Source organism: Sorangium sp. So ce176 (genome assembly GCF_051519835.1).
GTDB classification, from domain to species: Bacteria; Myxococcota_A; Polyangia; order Polyangiales; family Polyangiaceae; genus Sorangium; species Sorangium cellulosum_G.
In genome coordinates this window covers 5,539,750-5,552,584 of record NZ_CP150371.1, presented here as the reverse complement: position 1 = coordinate 5,552,584, position 12,835 = coordinate 5,539,750, and the positions used below count along the sequence as shown (strand labels likewise).

At 68.0% G+C, this 12,835-nt stretch carries 7 protein-coding genes; 4 read left to right on the top strand and 3 right to left on the bottom strand.

Translation table 11 applies throughout. The features are described 5' to 3' along the window. The first annotated feature begins 74 nt into the window (after positions 1–74). From WMF42_RS20755 to WMF42_RS20745, 3 genes are all read left to right on the top strand, one after another. Positions 75–1,109 carry a sugar-binding protein gene (locus WMF42_RS20755; RefSeq protein WP_061610298.1) on the top strand — a complete coding sequence of 345 codons (1,035 nt, stop codon included), beginning with the start codon at positions 75–77 and terminating at the stop codon, positions 1,107–1,109. Between the two features lie 70 nt (positions 1,110–1,179). Next, a complete protein-coding gene (locus WMF42_RS20750) occupies positions 1,180–2,703 on the top strand; it encodes a sugar ABC transporter ATP-binding protein (protein ID WP_437693766.1) in 1,524 nt (507 codons plus the stop codon). Positions 2,704–2,775: 72 nt separating this feature from the next. Beyond that, a complete protein-coding gene (locus WMF42_RS20745; protein ID WP_437693764.1) occupies positions 2,776–3,912 on the top strand; it encodes an ABC transporter permease in 1,137 nt (378 codons plus the stop codon). 7 nt (positions 3,913–3,919) lie between these two features. On the opposite strand, the gene WMF42_RS20740 is transcribed toward WMF42_RS20745, so the two are convergent. From WMF42_RS20740 to WMF42_RS20730, 3 genes are all read right to left on the bottom strand, one after another. Continuing rightward, positions 3,920–5,527, bottom strand: coding sequence for a hypothetical protein (locus tag WMF42_RS20740; RefSeq protein WP_437693762.1), 1,608 nt, complete (start codon positions 5,525–5,527; stop codon positions 3,920–3,922). Between the two features lie 246 nt (positions 5,528–5,773). After that, positions 5,774–7,270 carry a hypothetical protein gene (locus WMF42_RS20735; protein WP_437693760.1) on the bottom strand — a complete coding sequence of 499 codons (1,497 nt, stop codon included), beginning with the start codon at positions 7,268–7,270 and terminating at the stop codon, positions 5,774–5,776. Between the two features lie 335 nt (positions 7,271–7,605). Continuing rightward, positions 7,606–8,928, bottom strand: coding sequence for a hypothetical protein (locus WMF42_RS20730; protein ID WP_437693758.1), 1,323 nt, complete (start codon positions 8,926–8,928; stop codon positions 7,606–7,608). 493 nt (positions 8,929–9,421) lie between these two features. Here WMF42_RS20730 and WMF42_RS20725 point away from each other — a divergent pair, with 493 nt between their 5' ends. Continuing rightward, on the top strand, positions 9,422–12,121 hold the full coding sequence (locus tag WMF42_RS20725) for a glycoside hydrolase family 15 protein (RefSeq protein WP_437694316.1): 2,700 nt from the start codon (positions 9,422–9,424) through the stop codon (positions 12,119–12,121). Positions 12,122–12,835 lie beyond the last annotated feature (714 nt).

Below are 12,835 nucleotides of genomic sequence, written 5' to 3'. Positions count from 1 at the left end.
CGCTGACCGCGCGCTGACACGAGGCGCGGATCGGCCGGGCCAAAGCGGCTTCTCGCAGCAGGAGGGGTGAGGGGATGTTGAAGAGCGTCGGTCGGTTCGTCGTCGGGATCTGCATGGCGGGGCTCGCGGCCCTCGGTTGCGAGAGCAGCGGCGGCAGCGGGAGCGAGGCGCCGGCGCCCGGCGCCAGGCCGAAGCTCGCCTACATCACCAACGGCGTCGCGCCGTTCTGGACCATCGCCGAGAAGGGCGTGATCGACGGAGCGAAGGAGTACAACGCCGACGTCAGCGTGGTGATGCCGAGTGACGTCAACGACCAGATGCAGCGGGTGGAGGACCTGCTCATCCGCGGCGTCGACGGCATCGCGATCAGCCCGATCGACGCGGAGAACCAGGTCCCGCTGCTCAACAAGGCGGCCGCCAAGACCAAGCTCATCACGCAGGACTCGGACGCGCCGAAGAGCGATCGCATCGTGTACATCGGCATCGACAACTACGTCGCTGGCCGGATGGCGGGGCAGCTCGTGAAAGAGGCGATCCCGGGCGGCGGGAAGGTGGCGATCTTCGTCGGGCGCCTCGAGGGCGACAACGCCAGGAAGCGCCGGCAGGGCGTGCTCGACGAGCTCCTCGACCGCCAGGACACGAGCGGCGGCAACGACCCGCTGAACGGCGTGCTGAAAGGGGCGAAGTACACGATCGTCGCGACGCTGACCGACCAGATCGACGCGGCGAAGGCCAAGAGCAACGCCGAGGACATGATGTCGGCGCACCCGGACCTCGTGGGGCTCATCGGCCTGAACGCGTACCACACGCCGGCGCTGCTCGAGGCGCTCAAGCAGTCGGGGAAGATGAGCTCGATCCAGGTCGTCGGCTTCGACGAGCAGGACGCGACGCTGCGCGCGATCCAGGACGGCGAGGTCGTCGGCACGGTGGTGCAGAACCCGTACATGTATGGCAAGGAGTCGGTGCGCGTGCTCGCGGCGCTCGTGCGGGGCGACGACTCGGTGGTGCCCCCGAGCAAGTTCATCTCCCTGCCGGCCCGGCAGATCCGCAAGGCGAACCTCCCCGAGTTCTGGGCGGATCTGAAGCTGAAGGCGGCGAAGCCCGAGTGACGCCATCCTCGCCCGACCCGGGCGCGGCGCCCGCGCGGCGCGCTGCCACGGCCGGCGACCCCTCGTGAGAATGACGTCCTCCCCGCCCGACCCAGGCGTGACGCCGCTGCTCGCAGCGCGCGGGCTCACCAAGCGCTTCCCCGGCGTGCTCGCGCTCCGCGACGTTCACCTCACGCTCGGCCGCGGCGAGGTGCTCGGCATCGTCGGCGAGAACGGCGCCGGCAAGAGCACCCTCATGAAGATCCTCGCCGGCGTCGAGGCGCCCGACGCGGGGGAGATCGCCCTCGACGGGCGGCCCGTCGCGCTCGGCTCCGTGAGAGAGGCGCTCTCCCGCGGCATCGCGCTCATCCACCAGGAGCTCAACCTGGCGGAGAACCTCGATATCGCGGCCAACATCTTCCTCGGCCGCGAGCCGCGGCGGGGCGGCTTCATCGACGAGGGGCGGATGGAGCGCGAGGCGCGGGCGATCATGGCGCGGGTCGGCCTCTCCGGGTCGCCGCGCGCGCTCGTCGGCGGCCTCTCCCTCGGGCAGCGGCACCTCGTGGAGATCGCGAAGGCGCTGTCGGCGGACGCCCGGGTGCTCATCATGGATGAGCCCACGTCGTGCCTGTGCCCGCACGAGGCCGAGGCCCTCTTCGAGGTCGTGCGCGAGCTCCGCGCGGGCGGCATCGGCGTCGTGTACATCTCTCATCGCCTCGGCGAGGTCGAGGCGCTGTGCGACCGCGTGCTCGTGCTGCGCGACGGCGAGAACGCCGGCGAGCTGCGGCGCGACGAGGTGAGCCACGAGCGCATCGTGCGGCTCATGGTGGGGCGCGAGCTCTCGCAGTTCTATGCGCACGTCCCGCACCCGCCGGGCGAGCCCGTGCTGGAGGTCTCCGGCCTCCGGACGGCGCGGCACCCGGAGCACGCGCTGAGCTTCACCGTCCGCGCCGGGGAGATCGTCGGTGTCGCGGGGCTGCTCGGCGCGGGGCGCACGTCGCTGCTGAGGGCGCTGTTCGGCGTCACGCCGGCGGCCGGGGGCGCCATCCGCGTGGCGGGCCGCGAGCTCACCCCCCGCACCCCGCGCGACGCCATCGCCGCCGGGATCGGCCTCGTCCCCGAGGATCGCCAGCAACAGGGCATCATCCTGGAGATGGCGATCCGGGCGAACGTGAGCCTCCCGAGCCTGCAAAGGACGCAGCGCCGCGGGGTCCTCGACAGGGCGGGCGAGCGCCGGATGTCGGCGAAGATCGTCCGCGAGCTCGGCGTGAGGACGCCGAACGACGTGCAGCCGGCGCAGCACCTCTCCGGCGGCAACCAGCAGAAGGTGGTCATCGGAAAGTGGCTATCGATGTCGCCGCGCGTGCTGCTCCTGGACGAGCCGACGCGCGGCATCGACGTCGGGGCGAAGCACGAGATCTACCAGCTCATGGAGCGGCTGGCCGCGAGCGGCATGGCCACCCTGTTCGTGTCGAGCGACATGGAAGAGGTGATGGGCATGTCCGACCGCGCGCTGGTGATGCACGAGGGGCGCATCGCCGGGGAGCTCGGCCGCGCCGCGCTGAGCGAGGAGGCGATCCTGCAGCTCGCGACAGGCAGCGGCGTCGCGGCCTGAGCCGGAGCGCTCGAGGCGGTGGCGAGGTGCGAGGTGCGAGGTGCGAGGTGCGAGGTGCGAGGTCAGAGGAGCATGCCTGTGACGACGACACGTGATCCCCGGGCGGCGGGCGCCGAGCCCCCCGCGCCGCTCGCGCCGACGACGCGGCGGAAGGTGCTCGGCGTCTTCTGGCTCCTGCTCGCCGTGTCGCTCGGCACAGCGCTCATGAACGGCAGGTTCCTGCTGGCGGAGAACCTCGAGAACCTGATCCGCCGGACAGCGCTGTTCGGCATCCTCAGCATCGGGGCCGGCTTCGTCATCATCACGGGCGGCATCGACCTGTCGATCGGCTCCGTCGTGGCGCTCGCCGGCTGCATGCTGCCGTGGCTGCTCGCCGTCCATCACTGGCCGGCCTCCGTTGTGGTGCCGCTGCTGCTCGGCATCTCCCTGTGCATCGGGCTCGCGCACGGGCTGCTCATCACGAAGCTCCGGCTCCAGCCGTTCGTCGTCACGCTCTGCGGGCTCCTGCTCTACCGGGGGACGGCCCGCGGCATCGCGGGCGACCAGACGCAGGGGTTCGGCGTCGGGTTCGAGTCGCTGCGCTACCTCGCTGTCGGCACTCCGTTCTCCGTCCCGGTGCCTTTCCTCTCGTGGATCTCCGAGGGGCGGTTCAGCCCCTACGCGGTGCACCCGTTCACCGGCGTAAGGACGCGCCTTGCGCCGATCACGTGGATCGATATCCCGATGCCGTTCCTGCTGTTCCTCGCCATCGCAATCGCGGCGTCGATCTTCCTGAACCGCACCATCTACGGTCGTTATCTCATGGCCCTCGGCCGCAACGAGCAGGCGGCCCGATACAGCGGGGTCGATACGGACCGGATGACGATCCTCGCCTATGTGCTCTGCTCGCTGCTCTCCTGCTTCGGGGGCATGCTGTTCGCGCTCGAGGTCAACTCGGCCCAGCCGGTCGACTTCGGCAACTTCTACGAGCTCTACGCGATCGCGGCCGCCGTCCTCGGCGGCTTCAGCCTGCGCGGCGGCGAGGGGGCGGTGATGGGCGTCATCCTCGGCACCGCGCTGATGCAGGTCCTGCGCAACGCGATCAACATGCTGGGCGTCCCGACCCAGATCGAGTTCGCGGTCATCGGCGCCGTCATCCTGAGCGGCGTCATCGCGGATGAGCTGGTGAGGCGCTACGCGGCGGCGCGGCGCAAGGTGGTTGGCTCATGAGGTCATGTCACAGGGAGAGGATCCTGAAGAACGCCTTGGCAGGAGCCCCGCTCGCCCTCGTCGCCCGCACGACCGCGCGGTAGGTACCGCTCCCTAGCTCATCCGGCCCGGAGGGGCGCCAGCCCCACGACGGCTCGTCGAGCTGGCCGCCTCCGTTCCAGCCCTTCTCGTTCGCCACGCAGCTCCCGTTCACGTTCTCGTACTGGACCCGGCCGCCGCCGGTGCGGACCCAGGCGCCATCGCCGTTCTTCTTGTAGATGTCCACGTGCGCGTGCGCGCCGACCTCGCAGGTATCGAGCAGCGCGCCGGCGGTCATCGTGTAGACCGCCGGGGATGCGTTGGTGCTCAACGTGATCTCGCCGATCCACCTCGGGCAAGCGACGCCCGTCGTGCCGTAGGTCGTCGTGGTCCCAGAGAGCATGAACGACGTCGACGCCGTGCTGTCGCTGTCGTCGCTCGCGTCGAGGAGGCAGTCGTAGACGGACTTCGTGGCCTCGGCGACATCGTTGCGCCAGGCTGAGCTGCTGGGCATCGGGTTGAGCATGTCAGACCGTTGCTCGAGCTGAAGCCCACGATTCCCCTTCGTGACACGGTTGATGAAGTTGTCGTCGACCTCGCCGTTGAGCGGGCACGTCCCGTCGTCCCAGTAACCGATGTTCATGCCGCTCGGCGACGCCGGGCTCCCAACGTATTCTTTGACAATCTCGCCCACGCCCCGGCGGAAGTCCGATTCGACACCGCCGCCGATCTTCAGCTCGTACTTATTGCAGGCGAGGTTGTCTTCATCGAAGCCGTGAAATGCCGCGGCGTAGGGAAGTCGTGCCGATTTGGACGCCATGAAGGCGCCGAGCTGCGGAAAGCTCAGGCCGCTGATGTCCGCCGCCGTGATGTGAAAGGCCGCGTCCGCGGTGGCGCTCTGATTCTGCACGCCGAGGGCCCATACCGTGTCCCAGCTCTGGTAATCGAGGGTGTCGTGGATGTACTGGATCTGGTTAAAGCTCCCGGTTTCGAACGGGTGATCCGCCGCGTAGAGGACGCCTCGCGTGCCCGCGTCCCGAGCACGATCGCTGAAGTCCATGATCTTGTTGGCCGTGTCGGTGGTGAGGTCTGCCAGCGCGGCGGCGGGCTCGGCAATGGCGTGGAGCGGCGCGGTCGTGCTCCACCTGTTGCTCACCGTGATGCCCGTTCTCGGGGTCGGGGACCCGAAGCGCGCCTCGAATCCCCCATTGATGGAGCCCTGTGTGGCCATGTAGTAGCTCGAATCGCCCGGGGACGTCTGCCCGGTGACCGTGCACAGCCCGCGCAACGTGTTGTTGCTGTCGCTGAGCAGGACCTGCGTATTCTCCCGGAACACGTCGGCTCCGACCGCCACACCGTCCTCCAGTTCGAACTGTCCGTTCTCGACCGCGCAGTGCTCCTTGCGAGCGGTATTGTCCCCGCTGATCGCGGAAATTTTATTGAACGTGCGGCTCGTCCGCACGAGCGCCTGCGCCGTGGTCCCGAGCGGCTCTTCGCCAACCATCATCATGTCGTCTGTCAGCGTTTCGCCGGCGCCACAACCTGCGAGCGCGGGACAGAGCACCATGACTGCGAGCGGTACATAGACTTTGGGCATGTTCTTCTCCTCGAGGGACGCTGCGCTTCGTCGGCATCGACGGATGCGCGAAGGCGCAGCTCCGCGCGGGCATGGCGCTGCGAAAGCGCGCCGAACGCGACGCTCCCTCGATCGGCCACCCTTACCGAGCGGACGGACGAGTAACATGGCGATCAATAATACAAAATAGTTGGATTTGTGCTATTTGGATCCGCACGGACTCGTGCTGGGCGATGCGGGGACGTCCAGCGGCGAGCGGCTACCGGATCATCGCGCTGCGATGTCGAACTTCGTCACGAAGTCGCCGCGACCGAGCTGAGGTCCGCTCTCCAGATCGACGTCGTCCCACGTTCTTCCCAGCACGGCGACGTGCCCGTTGGGATCGACGGCGAGCCGATGAAGCATCTTGAGGCTACCCACGATGGTCCTGCTCTGCGAGATAGATCCATCCGCAGAAAGCTGCACGACGAAGCCGGCTCCGCCCTCCGCATCCGTGGTGAGCTCTCCGCTCTCGATGTCCATCCTCCCGCCGAACAGCCCCGCAATCAAAGCGTTTCCGCTGGGATCCATTCCGACGCTCTGCGCAACGGAACCCTCGCTGCTATCGAGGAGCCGGCTGAACTCGTGGCTGCCCTCGGCATCGAACCTTGCAACGAACGCGCTGCCCCGACATTCATCGGTCTCCAGCAGGCCGCCGCCCAGATAGATGCCGCACTCGGTGGAGCCCGCGATGAGCGCGTCGCCGTTCGCGTCGATCCCCATGCCTTTGATTCTTGTCACGGTGTTGGTTGATTCCCATCGCGTGCTCCAGCGGTGGTTTCCCACAGAGTCGAGCCGTACGAGGAACAGCCCGAGAGCCAATCGGTCATCCGGTCCGAGCGGACCTCCTCCGAAGTCGACGGAGCCACCTTGACCGCCCGAGATGATCACATCTCCAGAAGCGTCAACACCAAGCCCGTCGATGCTGATGGTGCCAACAAACTGCTTGCTCCAGAGGTGCTGCCCGGCAGCGTTTAGCTTGGCCACGAAGGCGGGCCGCTGGCCGTCCCTCGTGTTCGTCAACGACGCTCCACCGAAGTCGATGGTCCCCTCGAACTCCCCTGCGAGCACCACATCATCCGTCGTTGGATCGACGGTGACGGAGAGGAAGAGGGGATCCATCCCGGATGCGCCACCGAGCCGCTTGCTCCAGATGTGATTGCCGGCGCCATCGAGCTTCGCCACGAAGAGGGATCTGCCTCCGCTGAGCGTCGCGCCGCCGAGGTCCATCGCGCCTTCGAACGATCCTCCAAGGATCATGTTGCACCGGGAATCGAACGCGATGCTGTCCCCGCGCTGGTCACTTCGGTTGCCGAAGACCTTGCTGAAAACGTGGTTCCCCGCGGCATCGAACTTCGCCACGATGACATCCATGCCCCCTCCGGGCTTCAGCTCGCCGCCGCCGAGGTCGATGCGCGGTTGCGCTATCCCCGTCACGCCCACGTTGCCAGAGCGGTCGAACGCGACGGAGTTCAGCTCCAGGGTCCAGATGCCCTTGTCGAAAGGCTGCGCCTCGACCGGTGGACTGCACTGGCCGACGGGAAGCTCCGCGCCGCCGTCGCCGCCGTGCCCCCCTCCGCCCGTGGCGGGCGTCGCGGCGCCGCCACCGCCTGCGGTAGCCTGCTCGGCGCCAGCTCCGCCTCCGCTCGGGTCCACGACAGTCTCGGAGCACGCGCCCAGCCCCAGCACGACCGCACCGAACCCTATCCACATCTTTCGTCGCATCCCAGGACTCCTTCGTTGACCTACTGTACCTGCTTCGACCGTTGATAGAATGGCAAGGCGATCGGGAGATTTTAAGGCGGAAGTGCAGGCAGCGCAGAGCAGGAACAAGCATGGCTCCGCTGGTCCGCGCCGGGAACCACCATGAGCCCCGTGCCGACACTCCAACCGATTCGCCGCTCTGCGGACGGAGCGCACGCTGGACGCGACACTAACCTGCCATGCTGATCGAGTGGAGAGTGATGCGGATTACATATGTGTGCAATAGCCTTCTTGGGGAAGGTGCATGGACTCGGCGGGCCGATGGATAGTCGCCCAGCGGCGTCGCGGCTACCGGGTCATGGCGCTGCGATGTCGAACTTCGTCACGAAGTCGCCGCGACCGAGCCGCGGGCCGCTCTCCAGCTCGACACTCTCCCATGCTCGACCCAGCACGGCGACATCTCCCTCGGGGTCGACGGCGATCCGATGAAGCTGATCGAGCTGGCCGACGATCATCTTGCTCCGCGAGACGGAGCCATCCTCGGTGAGGTGCGCCACGAATCCTGCACCGTCCTCCGCGTCCGCGGTGAGCAACTCGCCGTCGAGGTCCATCGTCCCGCCGAACATGCCCGCGATGAAGGCGCTCCCGCTGGGATCCACTCCGAGGCTCTCGGCTCCCGAAAGCTTGCTGCTGCCGAGGAGCCGGCTGAGCTGGTGGGCGCCCTCGACGTCGAATTGGGCCACGTACGCGCTACGCCGACATTCGACGGTCTCCAAGCGGCCACCGCCTAGATCGAGGCCGCACTCGGTCGAGCCCGCGATGAGCGCGGCGCCGCTCACGTCGATCACCATACCCTTCATGTTGGTTCCGGTGTTGTTCGCTTCCCATCGCTTACTCCAGCGATGGTTTCCCGCTGCGTCGAGCCGCACGAGGAACAGCCCGTGAGCGAGCCGGTCGTCCGGTCCGAGCGGACCTCCTCCAAAGTCGACGGAGCCGCCTTGCTCACCCGCGATGATCAGATCTCCGGAGGAGTCGGCGCCCAGCCCACGAACGTTCACGGTGCCGACGAGCTGCTTGCTCCACAGGTGCTGCCCGGCGACGTTCAGCTTGGCCACGAAGGCGGGCCGCCGGCCGTCGCTCGCGTTCGTCAACGACGCTCCACCGAAGTCGATGATCCCCTTGAAGTGCCCTGCGAGAACCACATCATCCGTTGTCGGGTCGACGGCGACGAAAAGGGAAAGCGGATCCAACTCGGATGCGCCGCCGAGCCGCTTGCTCCAGACGTGATTGCCGGCGCTGTCGAGCTTCGCGACGAAGAGGGATCTTTCTCCGGTGAGCGTCGCGCCACCGAGGTCCATCGCGCCCGCGAACGTGCCTCCGAGGATCATGTTGCACCCGGAGTCGAAAGCGATGCTGTCGCCGCGCTGGTCGCTTCGATTGCCGAAGACCTTGCTGAAGACGTGGTTGCCCGCGGCATCGAACTTCGCCACGATGACATCCATGCCCCCTCCGGGCTGAAGCTCGCCGCCGCCGAGATCGACGCGCGTCTGGGCTATCCCCGTCATGCCGAGGTTGCCAGAACGGTCGAATGCGATGGAGTTGAGCTCCAGCGTCCAGATGCCCTTGTCGAACGGCCGAGCCTCGACCGGCGGGCTGCACTGGCCGACCGGGAGCTCCACGCCGCCGCCGTGCCCCCCTCCGCCCGTGGCGGGCGCCGCGGCGCCGCCACCGTCGGCGGCAGGTGAGTCGGCGCCCGCTCCGCCTCCGCTCGGGTCCACGACAGTCTCGGAGCACGCGCCCAGCCCCAGCGCGATCGCCCCGAGCCCGCCCCACGCCCTTCGTCGCATTCCCATGCTCCTTCGTCGATCCACGTTGCCTGCTTCGATCCGGGGAAGGTACGAGAGGCGCCCCGCCGCGTCGACACGGTGCGTAAGCCGCATCGTCGGCGCCCTTGCCAGGAGCCCGGCATCGCGGCGCGCGAGCGTGAACAGAGGGCGTGCTAAGCTGAAATATCGTCAGCGTTCCATGCGGCGCAGGAGCGAGCAGAGCGCAGGGGGCCGGGCCGCGGACCGACTGCGCCACGTGGAAACATCAACGAAGTCGCTGGCTTACGGTAGCCGCGGGGGGCCTCGCGCGGCGGCTGCCCGATCGAAAGGGGATGGCGTGATGCGGATGCGGATTTCTTGTGGTACTACAATTCTTCTCCTGGCGCTGGGGCTCGCGGGCTGCGCGTTCGACGCGGAGGAGCCCATCCTCAGCGAGTCCGCCGTCCCGTTCGGGCGCGGCGGCTCGCCCCCGCCCGAGCGCCTGAAGGCGCTCGCCGCGGGCTCGGGGGCAGCCTCGGTGTGGGGGCCGGCCGACAAGTCCTTCCTCGGCACGTCGACGACAGCGGCGTCGAGGGTCTATTTCACCGGTCACCGCGGCATCGTGTCCGAGGTGTTCTACCCGGTGCTCGACACAGTCAACACCGTCGACCTGCAGTTCCTGGTGGGGGATACGGCCAAGACGTTCGTCGACGAGGAGAAGCAGCAGAGCTACACAGTCACCCAGCCGGACAAGCGCTCGATGCGGTGGCAGGCGACGACCACCAACAGCGGCCACAACTGGCGGATCACCAAGACCATCTTCACCGATCCGGGGCGCAACGCGCTGATCCAGCGGGTCAAGTTCGACGCGCTGAACGGCAGGAACGTCACCCAGTTCAACCTCTACCTGCTCCACAACCCGGCGATGGACAACTCCGGGGCCGGCGACTCGTCGAAGACCGTCACGGCCGGGGCGCGCACGATGCTCGTCGCCTCGGAGAACAGCCGCGCCTCGGCGCTGGCGATCACGCGGTCGTGGAAGGCGGGCGCGGGCGGCCTGCCGATGGTGTCGAGCGGCTTCGTCGGCGAGACGGACGGCTGGACCGACCTGCTCGGCGGCAGCAGCGACAAGACGATGAGCTGGCGCAACGACGCCGCGAGCGGCGGCAACGTGGCGCAGATGGGCTGGATCGACCTCGGCGCGAGCGCCGCCACCAGCGTCTCGTTCGACGTGGTCCTCGCCTTCGGCGCCACCGAGAGCGAGGCGACGACCACCGCGAACGCGACCCTCGGCAGCAACCTCGCCACCCTGCAGACCACGTACGACAGCGGGTGGAAGAGCTACACGAGCGGGCTCAACAGCCAGGGCGGCACCGCCGACGACCAGTACTACCTCGCGGCGATGGCGCTCAAGACGATCCAGGACAAGTCGAACGGCGCCATGATCGCCGGCATGGGCACGCCCTGGGGCGAGAGCAGCGGCGACAGCAACAACGGCGGCTACCACCTGGTCTGGCCGCGCGACCTGTTCAAGTTCGCCGGCGCGCTGGTGACGGCCGGCGACACGGCGGCCGGCACGTCGGTCGTCAATTACCTGTTCAACACGCTGCAGCAGACGAGCGACTGCGGGGTCGGCGAGTACAACGCGCCCGGCTGTCCGCAGGGCTACAGCCGCGTCGGCCGCTTCCCGCAGAACGCCTGGGTGAGCGGCTGGCAGTACTGGCAAGGCACGCAGATGGATGAGCAGGCGATGCCGATCATCCTCGCCTGGCGGCTCGGCGCGGCGGTGTACAACCCGCTGTGGCCCAAGATCAAGAAGACCGCCGATTACATCGTCAACGTCGGCCCGTATACCCAGCAGGAGCGCTGGGAGGAGAACTACGGGTACTCGCCGTCGACGATCGCCGCGGAGATCGCGGGCCTCGTCTGCGCGGCGACGATCGCCCGCGCGAACGGCGACACCGCCAGCGCGGCCCGCTACATGGCCGCCGCGGACTACTGGCAGCAGAGCGTCGACAGGTGGACGTTCACCAACACCGGACCCCACGGCGACGGCAAGTATTATATTCGCATCAACCCGTCGGCGCGGGGGAACTCCGGCGCCGGGCCGCAGGTCTACAACCCGGTGTCCGGACCGGACGCGGCCATCCCTGTCACGCACGGCAACGGCGGCGGCACGCACGACCAGCGGTACATCATCGACGGCGGGTTCCTCGAGCTCGTGCGGATGGGCGTGAAGCGGCCGGACGATCCGTCGATCGTCGCGACGCTGCCGGAGTACGACGCCATCCTGAAGCGGACCATCGCGGGCAAGGGCGAGGCCTGGTTCCGCTACAACTACGATGGCTATGGCGAGAAGATCGGCGGCGCCAGCTACGACGGTCTCACCGGTCGTGGCCGGCTGTGGCCCATCTTCACCGCCGAGCGCGGCATGTTCAATATCGCCAGCACGGGGCTGGGAAGCGCCGGCACCCCGTTCCTGACGGCGGTGAAGGCGTTCTCGACGCCGCAGGGCTTCATCCCCGAGCAGGTATGGAGCGAGGCGACGCTCGTCACGGGATGGGACGTCGATCTGCCGCCGGGCGCCACGGCCGGCACCCCGACGCGGTCGATGAGCCCGCTGAACTGGGCCATGGGCGAGTACATCAGCCTTGTGGCGTCGATCCGTGCGGGCAAGGTGGTCGACATCCCGTCGGTGGTCTGCGGCCGTTACAACGCCTGCGTCGTGCAGCCCGCGGCCGGCGAGGTGGGCGTCTCCGTCAACGTGACAGCGCACACAGTGGTCGGCCAGCACGTGTATATCACCGGCAACACGGCGGCGCTGGGCAACTGGAACACCGACCTCGGCGTCCCGGTCGCTGTCGTCCCGATCGCGCCCAATATGAACAGCTACCCGGTGTGGAAGAACCGCGTCAACGTGCCGGCCAGCAGCTCCGTGCAGTACAAGTACTATCGCAAGAACGCCAATGGCAGCGTGACGTGGGAGAACCTGTCGGGCGGCGGCAATCGCACGATGGGCACCCCTGCGACGGGGACGCTCACGCTGAACGACACGGTGACCTGGTAAGCAGGCGCGGATGGCGCCGCGCGCGCGCCCGGCGATCCCCTGCAGGTCCTGCCTGGCCGACGTCGCGAGCGGCCGAACAACCGGCCGAGCTCGAGCGGGGCTGTTTCCGTCTTCCTCGCTCGCGCTCGCCGGACCCGTGACAGCCGTCGGGCGTGGCCCCCTTCCGCGTCTCCCAAGCTCATCCCTGACTTCGTGATGTGGAGGCATTCGAACACAGGGCATCTGAGCCAAGAGGTACAGAGCACACAGGGTATCCTCCTTCGGGCTTGCTGTACGTTGCGGCGCAGATCCCTCGCTTCCCTGCCAGCTTGCTTCCCTGCTACCTGCCTCCTCAGCACCTTACCTCACATCCACCTGCGTTTCACCTCCAGGAGCGCCCTGGAGCAGAGCTCGCGCGCTTGCTTCGCGCACAATCGCTGTCGGCGCGGGAACAGCGTCTCCCCTCGAGGCTGCGCGCTCCAGCTGCAGGCCGAGCAGCGCCAGCCTCTGCCCGCCTGGGTGTTGCCAGAATCACGGCATCGAGCCTCATTGAGGCTCCGGGGGCGCCGGCGAACCAACGCGACCGGCACGGACCCGATGTGTGCGTGTTGCAAATTTCTGTTGGAGAGGCGGCCGACTCTCGTGGTAGGGTGATTCTGTCCAGGGGGAGACGAGCTGTAGGTGAGTGGATGCGGGGGAGTCTTGGCGGCCATGCGCGACGGCACGGGCTCAGCC